We start from the raw sequence: 25,923 nt of genomic DNA, 5'->3' as shown, positions 1-25,923 counted from the left end.
GCTCCCGGGTGACACTGCTCCAGACCGTGCCCTGGTCCAGTGAGTTTTGTCTTGTGTTTTGCTCATGGATGTTCGGACCACCGGGTAACGCTGCATAATGGCGCTCCGTGGACCCCTGTGAAGTCGTGGTTGCCGTCGACCTCGGTGGAACCCGGATGAAGTGCGGCCTGGTCGCCGCCGACGGTGCCCTGCTGCACCGCGAGACCAGGCCTACTCCCCGGGACGCTGGGGGCCGTGCCGTGCTCGACGCGCTGCTGGAGACCGTCGTCGAGCTCAGCCAGAAGGCGACCGCCGACGGGCACCGGGTGCGCGCGATCGGCGTCGTCGTGCCCGGCGTCATCGACGCCGAACACGGGACGGTCGGCGCCGAGAACCTGGAGTGGGTCGCGACACCGGTGCTGGCTGAGCTGAAGGCCGCGATCAGCGACGACGTGCCGATCGTGCTCGCCCATGACGTCCGCGCCGGCGGGTACGCCGAGCTGCGCCAAGGCGCCCTGGCCGGTACGACGAACTCGATGTTCCTGCCGCTGGGCACTGGGATCGCCGCCGCGATGATCGTCGACGGGTCCCTGGTCAGCGGTGACGGGTACGCCGGCGAGCTCGGCCACTCGAAGTTCATCTACGGCGACACGGCCGAGCTGTGCGCCTGCGGTCAGTGGGGCTGCCTCGAGACGGTCGCCTCCGCCGCCGCTCTGGCCCGGCGGTACACCGCCCGGACCGGACGGACCGTGGACGGCGCCCGCGAGGTCATGGAGCTACTCGCGGCCGGAGACCCGGACGCGGCGAAGGTCTGGCAGGACGCGCTGGCGGCTCTGATCGACGCCCTGGTCCTCTACACGACCCTGGTCGCACCGACCCGCATCGCGATCGGCGGCGGCCTCGTAGGCGCCGGTGAGACGCTGCTACAGCCCCTGCGCGAGGGCGTGCACGCGCGCCTGACGTTCCAGCGCGAGCCCGAGATCGTGGCCGCGGTGCTGGGCGAGGAGGCGGGCATGCTGGGCGCCGCGCAGATGGCCTGGGACAGCGTTACCGCCGACGAGGAGGAGACGGCATGACGACGTACCGCGTGGGCCGGGTGGTCACGCCGGACGACGTTCTGGAGAACGCCTGGATCCAGGTGGTCGACGAGGACATCCACGCGTTCGGGCGCCGGTCCGAAGGGATGCCCGCGGACGGCAGGCGGCCGGAGGACCTGGGCGACGTCACCGTCGTACCGGGGTTCGTCGACATCCACACGCACGGCGGCGGCGGGTCGTCGTACTCGACCACCGATCCGGAGGAGGCGCGCAAGGTCGCGGCCTTCCACGGCAAGCACGGTACGACGACCACGCTGGCCAGCCTGGTCTCGGCGCCGCTCGACGTCATCGTCTCGCAGACAGCCTGCCTCGCGGAGCTGGTCGCCGACGGCGTGATCGCCGGCGTCCACCTGGAAGGGCCGTTCCTGTCCAAGGCGCGCTGTGGCGCGCACGACCCGGCGCTGCTACGGCCGCCGCTGAAGGACGACGTCGCGATGGTGCTCGGCGACGCGGTCAGAATGGTGACGATCGCGCCGGAGCTCGAGAACGGGCTGGAAGCGATCCGCCAGGTCGGCGACGCGGGCAAGGTCGCCGCGCTCGGCCACACGGACGCGACGTACGAACAGATGGTCGCCGGTGTGGACGCCGGCGCGACCGTGGCGACGCACCTGTTCAACGGGATGCGGCCGTTCCACCACCGCGATCCCGGCCCGGTCGGCGCCGCGCTGAACGACCAGCGGCTGCTGCTCGAGGTGATCAACGACGGCATGCATCTCGACCCGCAGGTTGTCCGGGTCGCGCTCGCGGCCGCCGGGGTGAACCGGATCGCGCTGATCACCGACGCGATGGCGGCCGCGGGGATGCCTGACGGCCGGTACCAGCTCGGCGATCTGGCCGTTGACGTCACCAACGGTCTGGTGACGCTTGCCGAGGGCACGCATTCGATCGCCGGCAGCACGCTCACGATGGATGTTGCCTACCGCAACGCCGTCAAGGCAGGAGTCTCGCTGGTGGACGCCTCGCGGATGGCCTCGACGACCCCGGCGCAGCACTTCGGCTGGTACGACGTCGGCTCGATCGAGACCGGGAAGCGGGCGGACCTGGTCCTGCTCGACGACGAGTACGCCGTACAGAAAGTGATGCGGGCCGGGTCGTGGCTGGACTGATCGGGACCGTCACGCTCAACCTTGCGCTGGACGTGACGTACGAGGTCGACGAACTGCAGGTCGGCGGGAGCCATCGCGTCGATCGGATTCGTCGGCGGGCCGGCGGCAAGGGCGTGAACGTCGCGCGGGTCGCGGCCACGCTCGGGCATCAGGTGCTGGTGCTCGGGTTCGTCGGCGGTGTGACGGGTGAGCTGGTCGCCGAGGAGCTGTTCGACGCCGGGCTGACCGCGCTGCTCACACCGATCGCGGGTGAGACCCGCCGTACCGTTGCCATTGTCAACGATGTGGACGGCGACGCGACGATCTTCAACGAAGCCGGGCCGACGGTGAGTGCCGACGAGTGGCGGGCGTTCCTGGATCGGATGCCGTGGGGGCGGATGGGCGTGCTCGCGTGTTCGGGCAGCCTGCCGCCGGGACTGCCGTCCGACGCGTACGCCGAGCTTGCGGTGCGGGCGCGGCATCACGACGTCCTGTCGGTGATCGATACCGGTGGTGATGCGTTGAAGGCCGCGGCTCGTGCTGGCGCGGTGGTGCGGGCGAACGCGTCCGAGTTGCGCGCTGCTGTGGGTGAGGTGGAGGTCGAGGAGGGCGCGTCGGAGCTGGTTGCGCTCGGTGCTTCCGCTGCGGTCATCACGGACGGTCCGCGCGGGATGGTTGCCGCCAGCAAGAAAGGCGTCTGGCGGGCGCTGCCGGTCGAGACCGTCAGCGGGAACCCGACCGGCGCGGGCGATGCGTGTACGGCGGTCGTCGCGGCAGCCGTTGCCGAATCACCCGAGCCTGACTGGTCCGTCGTACTCAAGTCGGCCGTCGCCGCATCCGCAGCTGCAGTATTGACACCCGTTGCCGGAGACATCGACCTCGCTGCGTATCGCCGATGGCAACCTCAGGTCACCGTTAATTAGAAGGAGTTCTCATGCCGTTGGTTTCCGGGGCCGAGGTTGTGCTGGCTGCGGCCAAGGCCGGTCGTGGTGTCGGCGCGTTCAACGTGATCCAGTTGGAGCACGCGACCGCGTTGATCGCCGGTGCCGAGCAGGTGGGTGCGCCGGTGATCCTGCAGATCAGTGAGAACGCGGTGAAGTACCACGGCGCGCTCAAGCCGATCGGTCTCGGCACGCTGGCTGCTGCGGCAGCCGCGACGGTGCCGGTCGTCGTACACCTGGATCACGCGATGGACCGCGACCTGGTCACCGAGGCGGTCGCGCTCGGGTTCACGTCGGTGATGTACGACGCCTCCAAGCTCGAGTACGCCGACAACGTGGCGGCGACGACCGAGGTGGTTGCGTACTGCCACGACCACGGCGTCTTCGTCGAGGCCGAGATCGGCGAGGTCGGCGGCAAGGACGGCGTTCACGCACCCGGCGCCCGCACCCGCCCCGACGAAGCACTCGCCTTCGCGGAGGCGACCGGCGTCGACGCGTTGGCGGTCGCGGTCGGCTCGAGCCATGCCATGACCGAGCGCACCGCGACCCTCGACTTCGACCTCATCACGCAACTCCGCCAGGCCGTCCCGGTGCCGTTGGTCCTGCACGGCTCGTCGGGGGTCGCCGATCCGGACCTCACCCGGGCCGTCGAGGCCGGCATGACCAAGGTCAACATCGCCACCCACCTGAACAACGTCTTCACCGCCGTCGTTCGCGAGGTGCTCGCCGAGAACCCGAAGCTGGTCGACACGAGGAAGTACCTCGGCCCGGCCCGTGACGCCGTGGCGACGGAAGTCGCGCGCCTGCTGGGTGTGCTGAAGGCGACGGCCTAGATCCCGGCGGCGCCTCGGATCCAGTGCGCGCGCAGGTCGTCGCGGGCGACCTGGACCTGCTGGCGGGTCGCCGGATCGGGCACCTCGAAATCGTCGATCAGCCGGGTCAGCGCCATCTCCACCGCCGCGACCAGTGCATCCTCCTCGGACAGGTCGGACTCGGCCACCCCGCGCAGCCCGGCCGCGAGCGCGGTCAGCCCGGCCAGCTCCTGGTCGGTGAACTGCACCCGGATCTCGGTCCTGCTGTCCACGTCGCCTCCTCAGTTGGTTGCTACAGTCATGGTGCAGTGCAACGATCATGTTGCACAAGAGTGAGGGGTCGGGATGACCGTGGCGGTGGACGAGACGCTGCGTACGGCGACCATCGCCGTACTGGGCGAGCACGGCTGGGCCGGCGTGACGCTGGAGCGTGTCGCGGAGCAGGTCGGCCGGTCCCGGGTCACGCTCTGGCGGCAGGGCCTGACGGTCGAGGCGCTGCTGGACTCCCTGCTGGACGCGCTGGCCGACGACTACCGGGACACGATGTGGCCGGTGCTGGCCGGCTCCGGGACCGGTCGTGAGGGCCTGATCCGCGCCATTGAGGCGCTGTTCGACGTGATCGACCGGCACCTCCCGCTGATGTTGTCGTCGGACCTGGTGTTCCATCAGGAACAGGCGCGCAACGGCCCGGTCTCGTTCCTGGATCCGTTCGAGCGGTTCCTCCGCGACGGCGAGGCGGACGGCACGCTGCACCCGCACGGCCGGGTCAGCGATGTGGCCGAGGTGCTGATGGTCTCGGCCGCCTTCACCTATGTGCACATGCGCGGCCGGCACCACTGGTCCCGGTCGCGGGCCCGCCGCCTGACCCTCGACCTGGTACTCCGCGGCGTACTGGAGGCGTGAAACACGACTGTTGCACGAAACGCAACAAGCGTGTTTCACTGACGGCATCATCTTCTCAGGAGGAGACCGCCATGACACTTCCGTACGCCGAACCGTTGACCAGACTGGACCCGCCGCCGCGGGTGATCCCGGAGCCGCCGCGGGTCGGTGAGCCAGGTGGTGATCCGTGTGGGCTGTGCGACTGGCTGGCCGGCAACAAGCCCGAGCACGAGGGGCCGCTGTGGAGCGACGACAACTGGGCGCTGTGCCGAGCCACCGGTGTGACGATTCCCGGTGTGGTCTGGCTGGCCAGCCGTGGTCACTACGACAGCTTCGCCGACCTCCCCGACGGGCATGCGACGAGCTACGGGCCGATGGTCGCCCGGATCGAGCGGGCGATTCTCGCGCTCGGCGACATCGCGCGGGTGCACGTCTATCGTTGGGGCGACGGTTCCGCCCACTTCCACGTGTGGTTCTACCCCCGGCCGCTGGGCATGCTCGAGGCCAAACGGGAGATGCTGCCGCTGTGGGCCGATCTGCTGCCCGAAGCGCCCAAGGAGGTCGTCGCCGATGCCGAGGCCAAGATTGCCGCGGCTCTGGCGGCGGAGATCTGACATGACCGCGCCTGACCCCGGGCCGCCGGACGCGGCACAACCAAGGCCGCGCCGCTCCGCCACCGGCGGGGCCGGCACCGGCGCGCCCCAGGCTGGGCTGGCGCGGCGGTTGGGGGTTGGGGATGCGGTGGTTATCGGGCTGGGGTCGATGGTCGGCGCCGGGGTCTTCGCAGTCTGGTCGCCGGCGGCGCACGCCGCCGGCTCGGGCCTGCTGATCGGCCTCCTCATCGCGGCGATCGTTGCCTACTGCAACGCTGCCTCCTCGGCGCAACTGGCGGCCGTCTACCCGGTGTCCGGTGGCACCTATGTCTACGGACGTGAGCGTCTGGGGGAGTGGTGGGGATTCGCCGCGGGATGGTGCTTCGTGATCGGCAAGACGGCGTCATGCGCCGCGATGGCGCTCACCTTCGCGACCTACGCTACCGACATCAACTGGTTGCGACGGCTGATCGCGTTGGTCGCCGTCCTCGCCCTGGCGGCGGTCAACTACCGAGGAGTGACCCGGACAGCACGGCTCACCAGAATCCTCGTCACCTGCACGCTCGCCATCCTCGCTCTCGTGCTGATCCTGCTCTACACCGGTGAACCTCAGCATCACACGGCCTCCAGCACTTCGGTGTACGGCGTGCTGCAATCGGCAGGCCTGCTGTTCTTCGCGTTCGCCGGCTACGCGCGCATCGCGACCATGGGCGAGGAGGTCCGCGAGCCGGCCAGAACGATCCCGCGAGCGATCACCATCGCGCTAGCCGTTGCCATCGGCATCTACCTGCTCGTCGCTTTCGCGCTGTTGCGGACCGGCGACCCCGCGTCGACCACGGCGCCCCTCGCGGCCGCGGTCGACGGGGTCGGTGCGGCCTGGGCGACACCGATCGTCCGGATCGGCGCCGCGCTCGCCAGCCTGGGCGCCCTGCTTGCCTTGATCGCCGGCGTCGGCCGCACCACGCTCGCCATGGCCCGCAACCGGGATCTCCCGACCTGGCTGGCCGCCGTACATCCGCGCTACCAGGTGCCGCACCACGCCGAGCTCGCGCTCGCCGCGGTCGTCGGCGTACTGGTGCTCACGACCGATCTGCGCGGCGTGATCGGCTTCTCGTCGTTCGGAGTCCTGCTGTACTACGCGATCGCGAACGCCTCCGCGTTCACCCAGCCGCGCGACCAGCGTCGCTGGCCCCGTGCCGTCAACGTGCTCGGCCTGACCGGTTGCGTCGTACTCGCGGTCACACTCCCGTGGACGTCCGCGGTCGTGGCTGCCGCGCTCCTCGCGGCAGCCCTTCTCGTACGCCGGTTCAGGACAGGTCGCGCCGGATCCGCCAGAAGCTGAACCCGCCCAGCGCGACGGCGATCAGCAGGAAGAACCCGAACTCCCGCCACTGCAGGTCCCAGAACTTGTCCGCGGTGTAGTAGCGGAGATGTTGCCGGTAGCCCTCATCGGCGAGCCGCTGGAAGCAGGCGGTCCGGTCCGCGTCGCTGGTCGGTGCCTGCGCCAGGCCCGGCGGCGGCGCCGGCGCGCACTTGATGACCCAGTCGGGCAGCGTGCTCAGCGCCTTGCCCGACTTGTCCACGGTGTCGTCGGACAGCTTCCACGCACCGACCGCTCCGGTTGCGACCTCCAGCTCCTTCACCGTCGGACTCGGCCCGTCCCCGCTGAGCCCGAAGCCCCGGACGTTCTCCGCGCTCGCGACGATCAACTTGTCCGTCGGCGCCAGCAGATGCGGCCGGATCAGCGTCGGCGTGATGATCTGGATCAGGATCACGGCTGCCAGCGTGACCGCGAGGGAGACGACGGTACGACGGATCACGAGGCCCAGCGCGACACCGAGGGCGAACGCGAACGCGGCGTACCCGATCGGGACCAGGCCGCGGGCGGCGAAGACCGGCGGGAACATCCGGGGCAGGTAGGTGTTCGAGTCCTGACCGGCGTTGATCGCCTTGTCGATCGGTTCGGCCCACCAGGTCACCGCGAGGCTCAGCAGCCCGGTGATCGCGATCGCGGCGCCACCGGTCACGCCGAGCTTGGTCGCGAGCCAGCGGCGCCTGCCGATGCTCTGACTCCACACCAGCCGGTGGGTGCCGGTCTCCAACTCGCGGGCGACCAGCGGTGCGCCCCAGAACGCCCCGATCACCGGCGGCGTGACGTACAGCAGTGCCTGGCCGGCGATGTACAGGAAGGGATTGAAGCGCTGGAAGCCGAGGCTCTCGATGAACGAGTCGGCCAGTCGCCGGTAGTCGTCGGCGAGGCCCGGGCCGGTGATGGCGAGGGTGATGCCGGCCGCGACGATCACGGTCGCGACGACCAGGAACTGCACGCGGAACTGTCGCCAGGTCAGCCAGATCATCGCTGCACCTCCAGAACTGGGCGCTCCGGCTGGACGTCGCGGCCCATGTAGGCCAGCACCAGGTCCTCGAGCGTGAGTTGGGTGACCGTCCAGGCCGGATCGTGGATCGGCTGCTCGGTCCGGATGAGGTACGTCGACTGCCGATCGGTGTGGCTCGCGGTCACGACGAACTGGTCCCGCGGCAGGTCCTTCGGATCGCGGCGCGGACCGGTCAGCCGGTAGTGCGTCGCCAGCAGGGTGTCGATCTCGCCGCTGACCTGCACCCGCGAGTCGACGAGCACGATCACGTAGTCGCAGGCACGCTCGACGTCGGAGACCAGATGCGAGGACAGTACGACGCTGAGCTCCTGCTCCGCGACCGCCTCCATCAGGTCCTGCAGGAACTCGCGCCGCGCCAGCGGATCGAGCGCCGCGACGGGTTCGTCGAGAACCAGCAGCTCGGGTCGCTTCGCCAGACCGAGCGTGAGCGCGAGCTGCGCCCGCTGGCCACCGGAGAGCTTGCCCGCCCGCTGTTTCGGATCGAGCTTCAGGTGCTGGATCCGTCGCTGTGCAAGGGATTCGTCCCACGCCGGGTTCAAACGTCGGCCCAGCCGCAGGTGGTCCGCGATACTCAACCGCGCGTACGTCGGCGTGTCCTGCGCGACGTACCCGACCTTCGCCTGCTGCGCTCCCGCAGGCGCCCCCAGCACCTCGACGGTCCCCGCCGTAGGCGTCAGCATCCCCACAGCCAGATTCAGCAAGGTGCTCTTACCGGCCCCGTTAGGCCCGACCAGCCCCACCACATGCCCGGCCGGAACCACCAATTCACAATCGGTCAGCGCCCAGCGCCGCCCGTACTTCTTCCCCAGCCCGTGGGCCTGCAGAACTGTGTTCACGCTATGTCCTCCTGAGCGGCGGACCGAAAGGTTGTCAGGAACAACGCCTCGATGCTCTCGTCGTCGAGGCCGGCCTTGCGGGCCTTGGCGAGCCAGCGGCGGAGGTCCTGCCGGAGCGGACCGTGCGCGGCGAGCGTGTTGTCGGTGAGCGTGCGGGTGACGAACGTGCCGCGGCCGGGCCGGGCCTGGACCAGGCCTTCGTGCTCGAGTTCGCGGTACGCCTTGAGCACGGTGTTCGGGTTGATCGCAAGTGCCGCCACCACGTCCTTCACGGTCGGCAATTGGTCACCCTCCCGCAGCAGTCCGAGCCGCAATGCGTTCCGGACCTGCTGAACGATCTGCTGGTACGGCGAGACCCCCGACCGGCCGTCCAGATGAAACTCGATCATCCATAACCCCATTCATCTAGGTAACTAGCACTATAGGGGTATGACGCAAACGCTCGTCAAGAGCTTGGAGCGGTCAGCGGATGGCGGCGTACCGGCGGAGGGCCTCGGCGCGGGCCTCGCCGTGGTCGACGATCTGGTCCGGGTAGGCGTCGGCGCCGTACCGCCAGGGCTCGTGCGCCGTCTTGCCGTCGAGGTGCCGCAGCTCGGGGATCCAGCGCCGCACGTACTCGCCGTCGGGATCGAACTTCTGGCCCTGGCTGACCGGGTTGAAGATCCGGAAGTACGGCGCCGCATCGGCGCCGCAACCGGCCACCCACTGCCAGTTGAGCAAGTTCGACGCGAGATCGCCGTCGCGCAGTGTCCGCATGAACCAGCGGGCGCCGAATCGCCAATGCACGTGGAGGTCCTTGACCAGGAACGACGCCACGACCATCCGCACCCGGTTGTGCATGAAGCCGGTCTCGGCCAGCTGCCGCATCCCGGCGTCCACGATCGGGAACCCAGTCCGGCCCGCGCACCACGCGTCGAACAGCTCGCCCGGCTCGTCGTACTGCATCTTGTCGAACTCCGGGCGCAGCGGCTTCCACGCGGCCTGCGGGTGACGCGCGAGCAGATCGGCGCAGAACTCGCGCCACGCCAACTCACGTCGGTACGCCTCCGCGCCGGCGCTGCGTTTGCGGGCCAGATCGGCGAGCATCGTCCGCGGGTGGATCTCGCCGTACTTCAACGGGATCGACATCCGCGACGTGCTGTCCAGATCGGGCCGATCCCGCTCGTCGTCGTACGCCGCGACGTCGTCGAGGTACGCCTGCCAATGCCGGAGCGCGGCCTTCTCACCGGCTTCGGCTCCGGACTGCAGTTCCTCGCCGGCAGCCTTCACCCACGTCACGTCGGCCGGCGCCTCAACCGGCTGTCGCCACCCGTGCGCCAGCCACGCCTTGAAGTACGGCGTGAACACCTGGTACGACCGCCCCTGCTGATTCAGCACCCGCCCCGGCGCCACGGCGTACGGCGATCCGGTCCGCATCAGCGGACACTTCAATGAGGCTTCAACTTCTTGATCGCGTTGCTGTCCGTACGGCCCGTAGTCCGCGCTGACATGCACACTCGCGGCCCCGACCTCCTCCGCGAGAGCCGGTACGACGATCGCCGGATCACCCCGCCGTACGACGAGCCGTCCGCCCATCGACTCGGAGAGGCTGCGCAGCGACGCCGAGAGGTGATCCCGGCGCGGATCGCCCGAACGCTCCCAGAGCAACGGATCCACCACGAACACGCCCAGGACCCGGCCGTCACCGGCCGCCACGGCGTCGAGCAGGGCCGGATTGTCCGCCAGCCGAAGGTCCCGGCGGAACCACATCACCGCTGTCATCGTGCTCATCATCCGCCAGTACCCAGCAGCGATTCGGTAAGGGTTGCCTCAATAGGTGAGAATGGTTGTCGTGAGCGAGCTGATCGATACCACCGAGATGTACCTGCGGACCGTCTACGAGCTGGAAGAAGAGGGCATCCTCCCTCTCCGGGCACGAATTGCCGAACGCCTGCACCAGTCCGGTCCGACGGTCAGTCAGACGGTTGCGCGGATGGAGCGCGACGGTCTGATCAAGGTGGAGGGCGACCGCCATCTGGAGCTCACCGACGTCGGCCGCAAGCAGGCCGTCCGGGTGATGCGCAAGCACCGCCTCGCGGAGCGTCTGCTGGTCGATGTGATCGGGCTCGAGTGGGAGGACGTGCACGCCGAGGCCTGCCGCTGGGAGCACGTGATGAGCGACGCGGTCGAGCTGCGGCTGCTGAAGATCCTCGACAACCCGACCGAGTCGCCGTACGGCAACCCGATCCCGGGTCTGGAGGAGCTGCAGACCAGCGGTATCGCGAGCGACATCGAGGACTTCCGGATCGGTGTCGAGCCGCTCGACCAGGTCCTCGACCAGTCCACCGGCGAGAGCGTGCGAGTGCTCGTCCGGCGGATCGCGGAGCCGGTGCAGACCGACGACGGCGCGATGGCCGTACTGCGCAAGGCCGGCGCACTGCCCGGTCGCGAGGTGGACTCGACGATGGACGCCGACGGCGTGCTGGTCGGCAGCCGCGAGGCCGGCGGCGTGATCAGCGACGAGACCGCCGGCCACATCTTCGTCAGCCGCGTTTGAGTATCAAGCCTGTGTTAACGCTGAGCACCCGATGCGGTACGTCGGGTTGCCGGCGGGTAGCGTCATCCCGCAATGTCTGAGAACGCGATCGATTGGCCGCAGTACCTGCGGGAGTTCCACACCGCCACGCCCGGCAGCACGGAAGCGCTGTTGTCACGGGCAGTGGCCGGCGACCACACGCCGTACCGCTGGCTGGTCCGTGCCGTGTCGGGCGAGGCCCGGCGGGTGCTCGACCTCGCCTGCGGCAACGGGCCGGTCGCGCGTGAGCTGTACGGGCGGTGGGTGGTCGGTGTCGACAACAACCCGGCCCAGCTGGCCGGTGCGCCCGGTCCGAGGATCCAGGCCGACGCGTTGCACCTGCCGTTCGCGAACGAGGTCTTCGACGTCGTCACCTGCTCGATGGGCCTGATGGTCCTCCAGCCGCTTCCCGACGTACTCGCGGAGGCGGCCAGGGTACTGCGGCGGGGCGGCGTCCTGGCGGCGATCGTGCCCGCCGTACGGCCGCTGCGGCGCGGGGACATCCGCACGCTGAGCGGTCTGACCACGCGGCTGCGGTCGACGCCGCAGTTCCCGGCCGGCGGCGAGATCACCGAGCTGAAGGACCAGCTTCATCACGCCGGGTTCCACGTGATGGAGAGCCAGCGCGAGCGGTACGTGTACACGATCCGCAGCCCCGACGACGCGACGCGACTCGTCAATGCGCTCTACCTCCCGGGTACGCCGGACGTCCGCCGCGACACCGCCGCCGCATGGCTCGCGGATCGCGCCGAATCGAAGGACGGCCTCGAGGTCGCGATCCCGATCCGCCGCATCACAGCGATGCGCACGAAGGTCGCACTGACCATCTCCTGAGCGCTGGGGTCCGCTCCGGGCCGACGGTCGGTACGGTGTGCTTGTGAGTGCGCTGCGTTGGTCTGTCCGGACGCTCGATCGAGCGCTCGACGGCGAGACGGTCTACCGCGAGCTGCTGGCCGCCGAACCCGTCGCGTTCTGGCTCGACGGCAGCCTGACCGACCGCGCCCCGCGGCGGGTCTCCGTCCTGGGCACTTCACTCGGGGCTGAGGTCATCACCAGGGATGTTGCCGACGGCGACGTCTTCACCGAGCTTCATGACCTGCTGGCTGCCCGGGCCGCCGAGCCGCCGCCGGAGCTGGCCGGGCTGTTCTGCGGCGGTTACGTCGGGTACTTCGGGTACGAGCTGAAGGCACTCACCGGCGGCCGAGCCGCGCACGAGTCGCCGACGCCGGACGCGCTCTGGATCTGGGCGAACCGGTTCATCGTCATCGACCACGATCACCACCGGACCTACCTCGTCGCGGTCGACGAGCCCGGTGCCGGCGAGGACTGGCTGGACCGGGCCGAGCAGGCCGCCACTGATTGGTGGATGGGCAGCCTCGACACCCCGGCGATCGCCACGCTCGATCTCGAGGCGCATCTCGAGCAGGACCGGACGACGTACCTGGCCGGCATCGCGCGCTGTCTGGAGGAGCTCGAGGCCGGTCAGACGTACGAGGTCAACCTGACGAACCGTGTCCGCCTGCCGGCCGTGCAGGACCCGTTCGAGTTCTTCCGCTGGCAACGCTCCGCGAACCCGGCGCCGTACGCCGCCTTCTTGCGGTACGGCGATCTCGCGGTGGCGAGCTCCTCGCCGGAACGGTTCCTGACCGTGGACGCCGACGGCTGGGCCGAGTGCCGGCCGATCAAGGGGACCGCGCCGCGTGATCTCGACCCCGCGCAGGACCAGCTCGCGGCGAAGGCGCTGGCCGAGGACGACAAGACCCGGGCCGAGAACCTGATGATCGTCGACCTGATCCGCAACGACCTCGGCCGGGTGAGCGTGCCGGGAACGGTGACCGTGCCGCAGCTGATGCAGGTCGAGAGCTACCGGACCATGCACCAGTTGGTGACCACGGTCCGCGGCCGGTTGCGGGACGGGCTGACCGCGGTCGACGCGGTCCGGGCGTGCTTCCCGCCGGGGTCGATGACGGGCGCGCCGAAGATCCGCACGATGCAGATCATCGACGAGCTCGAGTGGAGCGCACGCGGGGTGTACTCCGGTGCGCTCGGCTACCTGTCCTTGGACGGGCGGGCGGATCTGAGCGTGGTGATCCGGACGGCGGTGCTGACTCCGGACGAGACTGTGATCGGGGCAGGGGGTGCGATCGTGCTGGACTCCGACGCGGTCGCGGAGTACGAAGAAATGGTGCTGAAAGCAACGGCAGCCGTCGGCCGGGCCGGTCGCGGGTACGGATCTTTCCGCGGATGAAGGGTGGGGGAGATGAGTGGTCTGCTGGTGGCGGATTCGTTCCTGGTTGCCAATGGCAAGGTCCGGGGACTGGAGCTGCACCGGGAACGGTTCGTCCGGTCGTGCGCCGCGGCGGGGGTCGCCGCGGAACGGTTCTGGGACGAGCAGGCCGGGCGGCTGCCCGGGTTCGGGCGGTGGTTCCCGCGGTACGAGCTGCAGGCGTCGGGTGAGCTCGCCGTCCAGCTGCGGCCGGCGCCGCCGATCGGCGGTCGGGTGCGGGTCGCCGTACACGAGGGTCCTGATCCGCGGACCGCGCCGCGGGTCAAAGGTCCGGACCTGGAGTTGCTCGGCAAGCTGAGGGAGTCGGCGCCTGATCGCGCGGACGAGATCCTGCTGCTCGACGCCGACGGGACGGTGCTCGAGGCGGCGTACTCGGCGGTCGCGTGGTGGGAGGACGACACGCTCTGCTTCCCGCAGTCCGACCGGCCGCTGCTCGCTTCGGTGACCGCACAGCTCCTGCGCCGGATCGCAGCTGCTCAGGGGGTCGAGACCTCTGAGCGGGCCGTCACGCCACAGGATCTGCAGAACGCGACCGAGGCGTGGCTGGTGAACGCTCTGCACGGTATCCGCCCGATCCATGCGTGGGGTGCCTCCGCGATCGACCCGCTGCCCAACTCCCATTCCGCCGTCTGGCAATCCCACCTGGAGTCGCTCGCCGCCCGCCTGCCATGAGGCCTGACTCAGGGCGCTTGTAAATGTGATATCACTTTGCTACCTTTGCGATATTCGAGCAAGGGAGCGTGTGTGATGGTGGATGTCGCGGTGGAGATGCCGGCGCCGAGGGTGACCGAGCGGGCCGGCCGGGATCTGAACGGCTGGCCGATGGCGCTGCTGGCCTTCGTGCTGCTGGTCGCCGGGGTGTCCGGTGTCATCATTGGCGCCACCCACGACCGGGGTCCGCAGGTGGTGGGCGGGATCGCGGTGTTCGTGGTCGGCGTGATCGTCGCCGCCGGGCTGACCGCGGTCTCGCCGGGCCGGGCCCGGGTGCTGCAGATCCTCGGGCGGTACTCCGGGACCGTGCGGACCAACGGTCTTCGCTGGGTGAACCCGATCTCCTCGCGGCGTGAGGTCTCGACCCGGATCCGCAACCACGAGACGGCCGTTGCCAAGGTCAACGATGCCGACGGCAACCCGATCGAGATCGCCGCGGTGGTGGTCTGGCAGGTCGAGGACAGCGCGCAGGCGATGTTCGAGGTGGACGACTTCGTCGAGTTCGTCGCGATCCAGACCGAGACCGCCGTGCGGCACATCGCGAACAGCTATCCGTACGACGTCCACACCGAGGACGGCGTGCTGTCGCTGCGGGACAGCACGGACGAGATCACCGAGAAGTTGTCGGCGGAGATCGGTGCACGGGTGCACGCAGCCGGCGTACATGTGATCGAGTCGCGGATCACGCACCTCGCGTATGCGCCGGAGATCGCTCAGGCGATGTTGCGGCGCCAGCAGGCCGGCGCGGTCGTGGCGGCCCGGCAGCGGATCGTCGAAGGTGCGGTCGGCATGGTCGAGCTGGCGCTGGACCGACTGTCCGAGCATGAGGTGGTCGACCTGGACGAGGAGCGGAAGGCGACGATGGTCAGCAATCTGATGGTGGTGCTGTGCGGCGACCGCGACGCCCAGCCGGTGGTCAATGCCGGCTCGCTCTACCAGTGAGTGGTCGTCTGCCGTGGCTGTCGAACGCAAGAAGATCCTGCTCCGGCTGGATCCCGTGGTGCACGACGCGCTGGCCCGCTGGGCGGCCGACGACCTGCGCAGCACCAACGCACAGATCGAGTACCTGCTCCGCCGAGCCCTGGCCGACGCCGGCCGCCTCCCCGGCGGCGTAGGCAAACTCCGCCGCCCCGGCCGCCCTCCCAAGGAGGAAGACGATGAGTAGAAGGAACACGATTGCTGGTGAGGCGGGGCTGCGCCCCGCCGCAGGCAGCACCCGCAGGGCGGGAAGCGCGGCGGGTGCCGGCGGTGCCGGGAGTGCTCGCAGTGCAGGAAGCGCAGGGGGCGCCCGCGGTGCGGTAAGTGCGGGCGGGGCGGGTGCGCCCCGAGTGCCTCGGGGGCCGGCTGGGCCGGCTGGCGCCGGGGCCGGCTCGAGGGGCGGCGCAGCCGCGCGACCGCCCCGGAAGGTGGTTGCCCTTGGCAACCTACAGGTTCCGGACTCCTTGGCGGGCAGGCTCTTTCTGTTGTGTTGTGATTCGGAGCGGCAGCGGTTGGTTGGTCGGGGGAAGGTTGGGAAGGTGCTGCGGGCGGCGGTGTTGGTAGATCTGCAGTTGGCGGGGAATCTTGTTGATGATGATGGTGGGCGGGCTCGGGTGACGACGGTGCCGGCTCCGACTGACCCCGTGCTTGCGGGGGTGCTTGAGGAGATGCGGGCGGTGGGGCCGCGGCGGTGGCGGCATTGGGTTGAGCGGCGGCCGGGGGCGACGGTACGCCGGGTGCGCGACGAGCTCGACCGGGCGCGGCTGATCAAGGTCGAGCCGCATCGCATCCTCGGGATCATCCCGGCGGACCGCATCACCATCCGCCACCCGCTGATGCGCCGGCAGCTCCTGCAGGCCGCGCACGACACCCTGCGGGCCTCGCGGCTCGTCTCCCGCGTAGACCTCCGCGAGGCATCGATCGTCGTACTCGCGTCCACCGCGGACCTGCGCACGATCGTCACCAAGGAGCAGCGGATCCGCCACAAGGACCGCCTGGCGCAGCTCGCGGTCCGCGTCGGCCCCGTCGTACCGGCTCTGAAGAAGGCGCTCCAGCAGGCGCAGTCCTCGGCCGGTGGGTGAACCCGGCAGGTGCTACGGTTCGTTACTCCAGTAACTAACCAGTGAAGGGGGGGTGGGTTGTGTTCGACGATCGGAGTCCGATCTATCTGCAGATCGCGGAGCAGATCAAGAACGACATCGTGACCGGTGCGCTGGCCGAGGACGAGCAGGTGATGTCGACCAACCAGTACGCCGCCTTCTACCGGATCAACCCGGCCACCGCGGCCAAGGGATTCGCGCAGCTGGTCGACGAGGGCGTGCTGTACAAGAAACGCGGCATCGGGATGTTCGTCTCCCCGAACGCCCGCGACCTGCTCCGCACCGGCCGCCGCGATTCGTTCTTCGCCGACGTCGTCGACCCGATGATCCGCGAAGCCAAAGCGATCGGCATCCCCCTCAAAGACATCCAGCAGCACATCCGTTCGTATGGAGACGCTTGATGACCGCCCTGACTGTGAGGACCGAGAACCTCTCGGTGAGGTTTGCCGGGGTGCCGGCGTTGGATCGGCTTGATCTGCGGCTGGCGCCCGGGAAGATCCACGGGCTGCTCGGCCGGAACGGGTCCGGGAAGAGCACGCTCGCCGCCGTCCTGGCCGGGTTCCGCCGGCCGGACGAGGGCCGGGTGCTGATCGAGGGCGGCGACCTCGGTACGGCGCAGGAGCCGTACGAGAACGCCGTCGTCACCAGCCGCGTGTGCCTGATCCGCGAGTCCGGCGACCGCCCCGAGGCAGTGCAGGTCAAACAAGCGATCGGTCTCGCCGCGGCGCTCCGCCCGTACTGGGACGCCGACCTCGCCGGCGACCTACTCGACCGCTTCGAAGTACCGCTGAACAAGAAGATCCAGAAGCTCTCCCGCGGTAAGAAGTCCGCGCTCGGCGTCGTCCTCGGCCTGGCCAGCCGGGCTCCGCTGACGATCTTCGACGAGAGCTACCTCGGTATGGACGTCCCGTCGCGGAACCTGTTCTACGACGCACTGCTCGCCGACTACACCGAAGTACCGCGCACGTTCGTGCTGTCGACCCACCTGGTCAGCGAGGTCAGCGCGATGCTCGAGGAGGTCGTGATCCTCGACAACGGCCGCCTCGTCACACAGTCCCCGGTGGACTCACTGCGCGGTCGCGGCGCCTCGATCGTCGGACCGGCCGCGGCCGTGGACAAGTTCACCGCCGGCTTCACCGTGCTCGCGGAGGAGCGGCTGGGCGGCACCAAGTCCACCACGGTCCTCGGCGACCTCGACCCGGCGCTGCTCGCGCAGGCGACCGCAGCCGGCCTGGAGATCGGTCCGGTCGGCCTGCAGGACCTCTTCGTCCACCTGACAGGAGCCCGCTCATGACCACCACAGTCGAGGCGGCGACGCTTCCGCGGGAAGCAACCGACTGGCGCCGGCTGAAGACGGTGTTGCTGTCGATGGCCGTCGGTATGCGGCAGATGCTCGTCGGCTACTGGATCGTGATGATCGTTGCGTTCCTGGTCATCGGGCTCGTTATCCAGCTCGCGACCAGCGGCGTCACCAGCAGCATGTGGGACTACGGAACCCAGTCGCCGAAGTACTTCTCGCTGGCGATCGGCGTGACGCTCACCCCGGCGTACCTGGTGCTGCTCGTTGCGCACGGCGTCACCCGGCGGATGTATGCGGTTGCCTCAGGCATCTATCTGACCGGCGCCGCGGCGGCTACATCGATCGTTTGGGTGATTGCTTACCAGGTGGAGCATGCGCTCTACGCGTGGCAGGGCTGGCCCGACAAGCTGACCAACCCGCACCTGTTCACCAGCACCTCGCAGGTCGGCCTGGTGTTCGCCGAGTTCTTCCTGCTGATCCTGTCCCACGAGGTGACGGGCTGGTTGCTCGGCATCACGTTCGTCCGCCTCGGCTTCTGGCGCGGTCTGCTGATGCTGCCGCTGGCGTTGATCCCCGCGGTGGCCGCCGAGTTCCTGCTCGTCGCGCAATGGCTCGCCGACATCCTCACCAACGCCGGATATCACCGGCCACCACTCGCCGTCGCCGTACCTTCCGTCCTCGTGGTCAGTGCGCTCGGCGTGTACGCCGGGTATCGCATTCTGCAACCGATGGCACTCAAACCCGCTAAGGGCTAAGACACGTTATGCACAGGGGGTGTGCATAACCGGGACAGTTTCTGTGGATGGGTGCGCGATCACTGTGGACGACCAAAACTGTTGCCAGGAAAGGCTTGTGCGACCCCCGCTGAAGAGCGTAGAAATGTCGACACGCCGCTTCGGACTGGAGCGGTGGGTCGATCGGAAACCGAGGGCCCTCGCGGTGGGGATCCCCACCGAGGTAGACCGGTGACGGGGTCTGCCGGCCTCCACGGACCCGTATCGGGAAGCTGGAGACGTCACCTTCCTTCAGCTGGTGCGGGCCCCTCCGACTCATACTCGGAGGGGCCCGCCTTCTTGAACTCGTCGGTGCAGAAATGAAGAACCCCGAGGTCGCGAACGACCTCGGGGTTCTTGCGTACGGAGCTCTCAGCGGAGTGTGATTCTCAGTTCGGTGTGAGAGCCGTTCGCCGGCACCTGCACCTCGGTCCCGCGGGCGGTGGTGACGAGCTTGTACTGCGCTGCGTGCCCGTCGACCGACACGCTCTTCACCTTCGCCCCGGACGGGAGTACAGCGCCGACCGTGAGCGCCGCGCCGACACCCTTCGCGGTCACGTCGGTCGACAACGCCTTACCTGTAAGGCGTGCGGACACATCTACCGAGCCGCGACCGACCCGGATGTTGCTACCGGCCACCTTCGGCTGTCCGGCCGGGATCTGCGGCACCACGGAGATCTTGCCGTGCCCGAGGTCGGGGTCGACGCCGAGCTGCTGGTGGATCACCGGCCAGAGGATGCCGTACGCGCCCCACGCCTGCAGCGCCATCGAGCGGTCGTAGAACGGCCGGCCGATGTTCGCCGCGGAGTCGGGTGACGGAGCGATCTCCGGCATCGCGCCGGGGGTCTCCCAGACCGACGGGTCGAGCTGGATCCGGGCGTTGCCGGTGGTGTAGGCCTGCTGCTGCTTCGCGCCCATCCGACCGAAGTTGCCTTCCGCAACGGCCATGATCGACGTGTTCAGACCGAAGATGCTGCGCTCGCTCTTCACCTGCGACACGACCGGATCGCACGTTGCGCCGGGGTTCCCGGCCGGGTCCGACGTCGCGCCGGTGCCGGTGTGGAACAGGCCGAATTCGCCTGTGTAGCAGGCCGTTTCGCGCTGATCGAGAGCGGTGTTCGCGTGCGCCGTCGAGGCGAGCGGCGAGGCCGTCTGCCCCGACCGGTTCAGGATCGCCTCCATCGGCGTGACACCGATCCAGTGCCGCTGGAAGATCGGCGTGTTGTCGTTCGCCGGGTTGGCCGGGTCGTCGATCGAGTCGGCGTACCCCTTCGCCTGCGGCACCCACCATTGCGCCTCGAAGCGGGACTCGAGGTCGTTCGCGCGGGTGGTGGCCCACTGCTGCACCGTCGTGTCGTGCTTCGACGCGGCCAGGTCGGCGAGGTCGGTCAGACCGCGGATCAAGTAGACGGTGTTGTCGAGCTTCTCCACGCCCATCCCGGTGCGCTCGACGTTGCCCAGGCCCTCCGGCCAGCCGTCGCCGTCCTTGTCCAGCTCGCGGTACACGTACTGCAAGTTCCGCACGCTGAAGTCATACATGTCGTCGCGGAACTTGTTGTCACCCGTCCACCGCCACAGCAGCGCGACCGTGCTCGGGAACTTCACCGTCTCGTCGGTGTTGCCCGCGCTCTGGTTCGAGCCGAAGTACACGGAACCGGTCGGGGTGACCTCGTGCGCGACCTTGCCGCTGCGGTTGTTCAGGAGGTCGCTGACGTCGCGCAGTGCCTTGAGGTGGTCCTTGACGGTGTCGAACTGTCCCGCTGCGACTGCGGCGAACGCGGTGTACTCACCATCGGTCGCGAACAGCCACGGATAGTCGGGGAAGCCGGCGCCGAACCAGCGCGCGGTCTGGACGGTCCCGACCGGTGCCGGGTAGTCCTTGCCCTCGTTGACGTCCCGGATCTGCAGGTTGTGCGCTTCCTGCACCGAGTCGGCGAGGTTCTGCTTGCTCCACTCGACGCTCTGCTGCAGCAGCCGGTCACCAGGAAGGTCCACTGCGGACTGCGCGTCGATCTGCTGCCGGGCGGAGGTCTTTGCCCGCAGCAACTTGTCCGGGTTGCTCAGTGCCTTGCCGTACTCGCGCTGCGCGGCCTGGCTGCCCTGGTCCGATCCGGCGACTGCGAACCAGATCGTCTTCTGCTGACCCGCCGACAGCTTCACGTCGTACGTGAGCCGGCCGCCGGTGCCCTTGCCGACGAGCGAGTCGTCGCACCGGGCTGGCGTCGTACCGTCCTTCGGGCAGATCACCGCGGGGTCCTGCGGGCCGCGGAAGTTCGCCCCGAGCTCATTGTCCGTCGGACGCAGGGACGATCCGACGAACGCGGCATAGTCGTGAGCGGTCGCGTTCGGGTACGTCGGTGTGCCCTGCTCGCGGAACCTGAGCGCACCGTTGACGTAGTCGCCGGTGTCCGGCAGGTTCGCGTCGGCGGCGCCCGGGGCGGTCCAGTCCCACGGGTAGGACTGCATCAGTTCCGAGTGCGCGTCCACGTCGAGCTTGACCGTCTTCGCCGTACTCGAGCTGAGCGTGAGGCCGACCAGCGTCGCGCGGACCCCGTCGGGGACGAAGTCGGTACGGCGTACGTTGACCGAGCCGGAGTAGTCGATCCGGCTGTAGCCCTGGCCGCTGGTGTACTTCGCGGCGGCGACGTCCTTGCCGAGCCAGTTGCCGTCGAGGCCGAACCAGATGCCGTCGAGCAGCTTGATCGGCTGGGTCCAGAAGCCGCCCATCTCGCCGCGGATATGCCAGCCGGAGGCGGGGTAGAGGCCCGTCTCGTCGCCCATCGCGTAGGCACGGTCGCCGACCACAAGAGAACGCCGGTCGGCGAGCCGAGTGGTCTCCGAGAGCTCGGGAGTGCCGGCTGCGCCGGCAGTTGGAGAACTGCCGGTGGCGGCCGCGCCGGTCGCGCCACCGGCGCGAGAAGCTGCCGAAGAACCACTGGCTGACCCGGTGGTGGATGGGCCCGCGAGGGCGGACGCGGTGCCGGCGAGGACGGTCGCGGCGGCGAGCAAGGCGACCCCGACGGTGCGGCGCACCGGCCGCCGGGCGGCCGAGTCGGACCGCCGGATGGGTGGGCCGGATTGCCGGGCGGCCGAGCCGGACCGCGGGGTGGGCGGGCTGGAGCTGCGTCGTCTACTTCGGTTGGTCGGATCGGGAGTCATTGGCGGTTTCCTCCTTCTCACGGGCGCCCGGGGGGACAGGCACCGCGAATCAGCCAGGGGCTGAGCTGCCCCTGATCACCAGTTCTGGCTGCAGCAAGCGTTCGGTTGGCATGCCGTCGGGCGCGCCGGTGAGGATCTTGATCAGTTCGCCGGCGATCTCGTCCATCGGTTGCCGGAGGCTGGTCAGGCCGGGGGAGACGACGTCCGCGAGCGGCGAGTCGTCGAAGCCGGTGACGCCGACCTGGTGGCCGGCGGTGAGGCCGCGGCGGGTGAGCTCGCGGAGTGCGCCGAGCGCGAGAACGTCGCTCAGGGCAACGATCCCGTCGATCTCGCGGCCGGCGTCGAGCAGAGCCGCGGTGACCCGGGCGCCTTCGTCGAGGCTGTCCCCGCGACAGCGCACGGACAGGCCGCTGATCGGCAGGCCGAGTCGCTTGCATTCGTCACGCCAACCGCCCGCGCGGTCCTCGGCCAGACCGGACGTCTTCGGCCAGCCCAGGAAGGCGATCCGGCGGCGGCCGGTCTCGTACAGGTGCCGGACCGCCAACGCGGAACCGGCCGCACCGTCGACGTCCACCCACGGACCGGGCTGGGTGGTCTGCTTCCACACCCGGCCGAAGCTGACGAACGGGATGCCCTGCTCCTTCAACCAGCCGTGCCGCGGATCGTGCGTCTCGGTCTGCGAGAGCACGAAGCCGTCGACGAGCCGACGAGCGTGCAGATCGTCGTACGTCGGCATGCCGTCGACGCCAGGCGGTGCGGTGAACAGCAGGATGTGCCGGCCGGTGCGTTCGGCGGCGGCGCAGAGTGCGTGCAGGAACTGGTCCATCACGAGATGAGTCTGGTTCGGCCAGTTCGGGACGCAGTACCCGATCAGCTCGACCGCGCTGGTGCGCAGACTGCGGGCGTTACGATTGGGCCGGTAGTTGAGCAGTTCGATCGATTTGTTGACGCGTTCGAGCGTGTCCGCCCGGAGCCGGTGCGGGGCGTTGAGGGCGTTCGACACGGTCTGCACCGACACCTCGGCGTGCGCGGCGACCTGCTTGAGCGTAGCCACGCGACCTCCCACGGACCTTTTGAACGTTAAAAACATCCGCAGTCTGCCCCGGGCCGTCCAAAACTGTCAACGGTTCAGAGCGGCGGCGGTCCTTGCCGGACGATCGCCAGCGTCTCCTCGACGCCCATCGGCGCGATCCACCGCCCCCACCAGGCGGCCCCCGCTTCAGCGAACGCCGCCGGCTCACCGCCACTCACCTTCACCTCGCGCGCGCCGTCCTCCAACAGCCGACGCACGTCATCAGGAGTGATCTGCTGCGACGCGTCCGTGCTCCCCTTATAAGCGCAAGACCCGTCCCACCGAAGGATCCTCCGCCGCACCGCAGGCACCAACATGTTGCCGCCCACCCAGATCGGGATCCTCGGCTTCTGCATCGGCCGAGCCGTCAACTGCACGTCCTCCAAGCGGTAATGCTTCCCGGTGAAGCTGACTGGCTCCCCGCTCCACAGCCGGTCGATCAGCTCGAGCCCTTCGTCGAGCATCTCCGCCAAGACCTTCGGGCTCTTCCCCTCCATGAACGGATCGCCCGGATCCCCGATCCCGACCCCCAGCACCATTCGGCCATCGGAAAGGCGGTCCAACGCAACAGCCTCCGCCGCCACCTTCCACGGTCGGCGCCGGGGGAGCGGCGTCACCGTCGTACCGATCCGGATCCGCTCGGTCGACATCGCCATCGCCGCCAGGCAGATCCACGGGTCCCACGTCGGCTGGGACGCGTCGCCCTGGTAGACGAGGTAGTCCTCCAGGAACAACGCGTCCCACCCGCAGTCCTCCACGACCCGCGCAAGCTCCGCCATCCCCCGCGGATCCCGCCCGGTCCCCACCGCCCCAACCGTCACCGAGAACTTCACACCGCTCACGCTAGCCACCCCCACCGACAACAGTTCACTCCTCGGCCCGCCGCCAGCCGGACGTCCAGCACTGACCAAGTCCCCGAATGCGGCGCCGGGCCGGCCCGGCGCCGCCTATCCCGGCCGGGCCGGGCCGGGTCGCTGGCGCTTGGTCAGTGGTGGAGGTCCGCGTTTGGCGGGGTCAGGCGGTGTGGCCGCCGTCGATGGTGAGTTCGGTGCCGGTGACGTAGGCGGCGTCAGGGCCGGCCAGGTAGGCGACAGCGGCGGCGATCTCGGTGGAGTCGCCGAAGCGGTCGATTGCCAGGTTGGCGCGCTGGACGGCGGCGAAAGGGCCGTCGGCGGGATTCATGTCGGTGTTGATCGGGCCGGGCTGGATGACGTTCGAGGTGATGCGCCGCGGCCCGAGCTCGCGGGCCAGCGCCTTGCTGAGCCCGGTGACAGCGGACTTGCTCATCGCGTACAGCGTCATCCCCGGAGTCGTGACCCGGCCGGCGGCGCAGCTGCCGAGGTGGATGAGACGTCCACCGTCGGACAGCAGTGGTACGGCGGCTTGCGTCGCGGCGTACACCCCGCGCACGTTGACCGCGAGCACGCGATCGACATCGGCGAGCGTGAGATCCCCGATCGGCGCGATCGCTCCCACGCCGGCGTTGTTCACCAGAATGTCCAACCCACCAAGGGATTCCGCAGCCCGTCGTACGCCGTCGCCGACCGCGATCGCATCCGCTGCGTCGACCGCGAGGGCAACGGCACGCCGCCCGAGGCTCTCGATCTCCTTCACCACAGTTGCCGCCGCATCCGCGGACGCGTTGTAGGTGATCACGACGTCGGCGCCCTTCTCCGCCAGCGCGATCGCGGTGGCCGCGCCGATCCCGCGGCTGCCACCTGTCACCATTGCCTTCTTGCCAAGCAGTTCGTTCATGCCATCCAGTCCACGCGAGCCGTCACGGTGAAGCTGGCGAGAATCCGACACCGGATCGTCGCGTCGCAAAACCGCGACCCGGTCCACCTCCATGTCGTAAAACCGCTAGCGACTGTCGGTGGCGGCAGGGATGCTGGAGGACGTGTACGAGTGCAGGGAGCGATGTGTCCGGGCCGTCCAGTCGAAGGACGCGCGGTTCGACGGGTGGTTCTTCACGGCCGTCCTGACCACGAAGATCTATTGCCGGCCGAGCTGTCCGGTGGTGCCGCCGAAGGTCGAGAACATGCGGTTCTACCCGAGCGCGGCCGCGGCGCAGCAGGCCGGATTCCGCGCCTGCAAGCGGTGCCGTCCGGACGCCAGCCCGGGCTCCCCGGAGTGGAACGACCGGGCCGACCTGGTGGCCCGCGCGATGCGCCTGATCGCGGACGGCGTCGTCGACCGCGACGGCGTGCCGGGGCTGGCTGGTCAGCTCGGGTACAGCGTGCGGCAGGTGCAGCGGCAGCTGCTGGCTGAGCTCGGCGCAGGGCCGCTCGCGCTCGCCCGGGCGCAGCGTGCCCAGACCGCGCGCCTGCTGATCGAGACGAGCAACCTGCAGATGGCTGACGTCGCGTTCGCCGCCGGGTTCTCGAGTGTGCGGACGTTCAACGAGACCGTGCAGGAGGTCTTCGCGCTCTCCCCGACCGAGCTGCGCCGCCGCGCCCGACGGGGTACGACGACTGTCGCGCCGGGCACGATCTCGCTGCGCCTCCCGTTCCGCGCTCCGTTGACGCCGGACAACCTGTTCGGCCATCTGATCGCGACCGGCGTGCCAGGCGTGGAGGAGTGGCGCGATGGTCACTACCGCCGCACGCTGCGACTCCCGCACGGTCATGGGGTGGTCGCGTTGCGGCCGATGCCCGACCACATCGCCTGTCAGCTCTCGCTCACCGATCAGCGCGATCTCGCGATCGCGATCAGTCGCTGCCGGCGGATGCTCGACCTGGATGCGGATCCGATCGCGGTCGACGACCTGCTCAGCGAGGACCCGGTCCTCGCGCCGCTGATCGTGAAGGCGCCGGGGCGCCGGGTTCCGCACACGGTCGACGGCGAGGAGTTCGCCGTACGCGCGGTGCTCGGTCAGCAGGTGTCGACCGCGGCCGCACGGACGCACGCTCATCGCCTGGTGCTGCAGCACGGTGAGCCGATCGAGGATGCGACCGGCGGGCTGACGCATCTGTTCCCGACGATGCAGGCGCTGGCCGGGCTCGATCCGGAGACACTGGCCTTTCCGAAATCCCGGCGTACGACGTTGACGACGCTGATCCGGACCCTGGCCGACGGGGAGATCGATCTCGGCGCCGGTGCGGACTGGGATCGCGCGCGGGAGCAACTCGCGGCGCTGCCAGGGATCGGCCCGTGGACGGTCGAGTCGATCGCGATGCGCGCGCTCGGTGACCCGGATGCCTTTGTGGCCAGTGATTTAGGTATCCGCTACGCCGCCCGTGACCTAGGCTTGCCCGAGGCCCCCAAACTCCTGACCGACCACGCCCGCGCGTGGCGGCCTTGGCGTGCGTACGCCGTCCAGTACCTGTGGGCCACCGGTGACCATGCGATCAACAAGATTCCGGAGTGAG

The 25,923-nt window shown here is 69.3% G+C and carries 27 protein-coding genes; 18 read left to right on the top strand and 9 right to left on the bottom strand.

Features of this window, described 5'->3' with window-relative positions:
- Positions 1-107: 107 nt before the first annotated feature.
- Genes ACQPYH_RS37775 through ACQPYH_RS37760 form a run of 4 tightly spaced genes read left to right on the top strand, consistent with a single transcriptional unit; the run spans position 108 to position 3,935 of the window.
- Positions 108-1,055, top strand: coding sequence for an ROK family protein (locus tag ACQPYH_RS37775; RefSeq protein ID WP_432881638.1), 948 nt, complete (start codon positions 108-110; stop codon positions 1,053-1,055).
- The gene (gene nagA, locus ACQPYH_RS37770) at positions 1,052-2,182 is read left to right on the top strand and encodes an N-acetylglucosamine-6-phosphate deacetylase (RefSeq protein ID WP_432881635.1); all 1,131 of its coding nucleotides are present in this window, start codon (positions 1,052-1,054) and stop codon (positions 2,180-2,182) included. The genes ACQPYH_RS37775 and nagA overlap by 4 nt, the downstream gene beginning before the upstream one ends.
- The gene (locus ACQPYH_RS37765) at positions 2,170-3,084 is read left to right on the top strand and encodes a 1-phosphofructokinase family hexose kinase (RefSeq protein ID WP_432881632.1); all 915 of its coding nucleotides are present in this window, start codon (positions 2,170-2,172) and stop codon (positions 3,082-3,084) included. Before nagA ends, ACQPYH_RS37765 begins: the two co-directional genes overlap by 13 nt.
- An 11-nt stretch (positions 3,085-3,095) precedes the next feature.
- Positions 3,096-3,935, top strand: coding sequence for a class II fructose-bisphosphate aldolase (locus ACQPYH_RS37760; RefSeq protein ID WP_432881630.1), 840 nt, complete (start codon positions 3,096-3,098; stop codon positions 3,933-3,935).
- Here ACQPYH_RS37760 and ACQPYH_RS37755 read toward each other — a convergent pair.
- Complete coding sequence (locus ACQPYH_RS37755; protein WP_432881628.1) at positions 3,932-4,186, bottom strand: hypothetical protein; 255 nt, start codon at positions 4,184-4,186, stop codon at positions 3,932-3,934. The two genes, ACQPYH_RS37760 and ACQPYH_RS37755, sit on opposite strands and share 4 nt — an antisense overlap.
- 73 nt (positions 4,187-4,259) lie before the next feature.
- Here ACQPYH_RS37755 and ACQPYH_RS37750 point away from each other — a divergent pair, with 73 nt between their 5' ends.
- The 3 genes from ACQPYH_RS37750 (at position 4,260) to ACQPYH_RS37740 (ending at position 6,731) form a co-directional block, all read left to right on the top strand.
- Entirely contained in the window at positions 4,260-4,817 is a 558-nt protein-coding gene (locus ACQPYH_RS37750) for a hypothetical protein (protein ID WP_432881626.1), read from the top strand.
- Between the two features lie 71 nt (positions 4,818-4,888).
- A complete protein-coding gene (locus ACQPYH_RS37745; protein WP_432881624.1) occupies positions 4,889-5,410 on the top strand; it encodes a hypothetical protein in 522 nt (173 codons plus the stop codon).
- Position 5,411: 1 nt separating this feature from the next.
- Complete coding sequence (locus ACQPYH_RS37740; protein WP_432881621.1) at positions 5,412-6,731, top strand: APC family permease; 1,320 nt, start codon at positions 5,412-5,414, stop codon at positions 6,729-6,731.
- Here ACQPYH_RS37740 and ACQPYH_RS37735 read toward each other — a convergent pair.
- The 4 genes from ACQPYH_RS37735 to ACQPYH_RS37720 form a co-directional block, all read right to left on the bottom strand.
- Positions 6,697-7,746, bottom strand: coding sequence for an ABC transporter permease subunit (locus ACQPYH_RS37735; RefSeq protein WP_432881618.1), 1,050 nt, complete (start codon positions 7,744-7,746; stop codon positions 6,697-6,699). The genes ACQPYH_RS37740 and ACQPYH_RS37735 overlap by 35 nt on opposite strands.
- Positions 7,743-8,621 carry an ABC transporter ATP-binding protein gene (locus ACQPYH_RS37730; RefSeq protein ID WP_432881615.1) on the bottom strand — a complete coding sequence of 293 codons (879 nt, stop codon included), beginning with the start codon at positions 8,619-8,621 and terminating at the stop codon, positions 7,743-7,745. Before ACQPYH_RS37730 ends, ACQPYH_RS37735 begins: the two co-directional genes overlap by 4 nt.
- Positions 8,618-9,010, bottom strand: a complete 393-nt coding sequence (locus ACQPYH_RS37725; RefSeq protein WP_165549724.1) for a GntR family transcriptional regulator — start codon at positions 9,008-9,010, stop codon at positions 8,618-8,620. Before ACQPYH_RS37725 ends, ACQPYH_RS37730 begins: the two co-directional genes overlap by 4 nt.
- Before the next feature lie 73 nt (positions 9,011-9,083).
- Positions 9,084-10,391, bottom strand: a complete 1,308-nt coding sequence (locus ACQPYH_RS37720; RefSeq protein WP_432881611.1) for a cryptochrome/photolyase family protein — start codon at positions 10,389-10,391, stop codon at positions 9,084-9,086.
- 52 nt (positions 10,392-10,443) lie between these two features.
- Here ACQPYH_RS37720 and ACQPYH_RS37715 point away from each other — a divergent pair, with 52 nt between their 5' ends.
- The 10 genes from ACQPYH_RS37715 to ACQPYH_RS37670 all read left to right on the top strand — a co-directional run bounded on the left by ACQPYH_RS37715 (position 10,444) and on the right by ACQPYH_RS37670 (position 18,306).
- A complete protein-coding gene (locus tag ACQPYH_RS37715; RefSeq protein WP_130443599.1) occupies positions 10,444-11,157 on the top strand; it encodes a metal-dependent transcriptional regulator in 714 nt (237 codons plus the stop codon).
- Positions 11,158-11,229: 72 nt separating this feature from the next.
- The gene (locus tag ACQPYH_RS37710; protein WP_432881609.1) at positions 11,230-12,009 is read left to right on the top strand and encodes a class I SAM-dependent methyltransferase; all 780 of its coding nucleotides are present in this window, start codon (positions 11,230-11,232) and stop codon (positions 12,007-12,009) included.
- Positions 12,010-12,052: 43 nt separating this feature from the next.
- Entirely contained in the window at positions 12,053-13,423 is a 1,371-nt protein-coding gene (gene pabB / locus ACQPYH_RS37705) for an aminodeoxychorismate synthase component I (RefSeq protein WP_432881607.1), read from the top strand.
- Positions 13,424-13,435: 12 nt separating this feature from the next.
- Entirely contained in the window at positions 13,436-14,134 is a 699-nt protein-coding gene (locus ACQPYH_RS37700) for an aminotransferase class IV (RefSeq protein WP_432881605.1), read from the top strand.
- A gap of 75 nt (positions 14,135-14,209) precedes the next feature.
- Positions 14,210-15,115, top strand: coding sequence for an SPFH domain-containing protein (locus ACQPYH_RS37695; protein WP_432881602.1), 906 nt, complete (start codon positions 14,210-14,212; stop codon positions 15,113-15,115).
- A gap of 13 nt (positions 15,116-15,128) precedes the next feature.
- Positions 15,129-15,338, top strand: a complete 210-nt coding sequence (locus ACQPYH_RS37690; RefSeq protein WP_396408692.1) for a hypothetical protein — start codon at positions 15,129-15,131, stop codon at positions 15,336-15,338.
- On the top strand, positions 15,331-16,233 hold the full coding sequence (locus ACQPYH_RS37685) for a GOLPH3/VPS74 family protein (RefSeq protein WP_432881591.1): 903 nt from the start codon (positions 15,331-15,333) through the stop codon (positions 16,231-16,233). The genes ACQPYH_RS37690 and ACQPYH_RS37685 overlap by 8 nt, the downstream gene beginning before the upstream one ends.
- A 59-nt stretch (positions 16,234-16,292) precedes the next feature.
- Positions 16,293-16,652 carry a GntR family transcriptional regulator gene (locus ACQPYH_RS37680; RefSeq protein WP_432881589.1) on the top strand — a complete coding sequence of 120 codons (360 nt, stop codon included), beginning with the start codon at positions 16,293-16,295 and terminating at the stop codon, positions 16,650-16,652.
- On the top strand, positions 16,652-17,545 hold the full coding sequence (locus ACQPYH_RS37675; protein ID WP_432881586.1) for an ATP-binding cassette domain-containing protein: 894 nt from the start codon (positions 16,652-16,654) through the stop codon (positions 17,543-17,545). The genes ACQPYH_RS37680 and ACQPYH_RS37675 overlap by 1 nt, the downstream gene beginning before the upstream one ends.
- Complete coding sequence (locus ACQPYH_RS37670; RefSeq protein WP_432881584.1) at positions 17,542-18,306, top strand: hypothetical protein; 765 nt, start codon at positions 17,542-17,544, stop codon at positions 18,304-18,306. The genes ACQPYH_RS37675 and ACQPYH_RS37670 overlap by 4 nt, the downstream gene beginning before the upstream one ends.
- Positions 18,307-18,696: 390 nt before the next feature.
- On the opposite strand, the gene ACQPYH_RS37665 is transcribed toward ACQPYH_RS37670, so the two are convergent.
- From ACQPYH_RS37665 to ACQPYH_RS37650, 4 genes are all read right to left on the bottom strand, one after another.
- Entirely contained in the window at positions 18,697-21,483 is a 2,787-nt protein-coding gene (locus ACQPYH_RS37665) for a glycogen debranching protein (protein WP_432881581.1), read from the bottom strand.
- 49 nt (positions 21,484-21,532) lie between these two features.
- Entirely contained in the window at positions 21,533-22,537 is a 1,005-nt protein-coding gene (locus ACQPYH_RS37660) for a LacI family DNA-binding transcriptional regulator (RefSeq protein ID WP_432881579.1), read from the bottom strand.
- Between the two features lie 74 nt (positions 22,538-22,611).
- On the bottom strand, positions 22,612-23,397 hold the full coding sequence (locus ACQPYH_RS37655) for an LLM class flavin-dependent oxidoreductase (RefSeq protein ID WP_432881577.1): 786 nt from the start codon (positions 23,395-23,397) through the stop codon (positions 22,612-22,614).
- Positions 23,398-23,569: 172 nt separating this feature from the next.
- Positions 23,570-24,310 (bottom strand): SDR family NAD(P)-dependent oxidoreductase, encoded by a 741-nt coding sequence (locus tag ACQPYH_RS37650; protein ID WP_432881574.1) that lies wholly within the window; start codon positions 24,308-24,310, stop codon positions 23,570-23,572.
- A gap of 118 nt (positions 24,311-24,428) precedes the next feature.
- Here ACQPYH_RS37650 and ACQPYH_RS37645 point away from each other — a divergent pair, with 118 nt between their 5' ends.
- Positions 24,429-25,922 (top strand): AlkA N-terminal domain-containing protein, encoded by a 1,494-nt coding sequence (locus ACQPYH_RS37645; protein WP_432881572.1) that lies wholly within the window; start codon positions 24,429-24,431, stop codon positions 25,920-25,922.
- Position 25,923 lies beyond the last annotated feature (1 nt).

The organism is Kribbella sp. CA-245084 (assembly GCF_050942355.1).
Taxonomy (GTDB): Bacteria; Actinomycetota; Actinomycetes; order Propionibacteriales; family Kribbellaceae; genus Kribbella.
The sequence above is the reverse complement of the archived record's forward strand: the minus strand, read 5'-3'. Positions and strand labels throughout refer to the sequence as shown.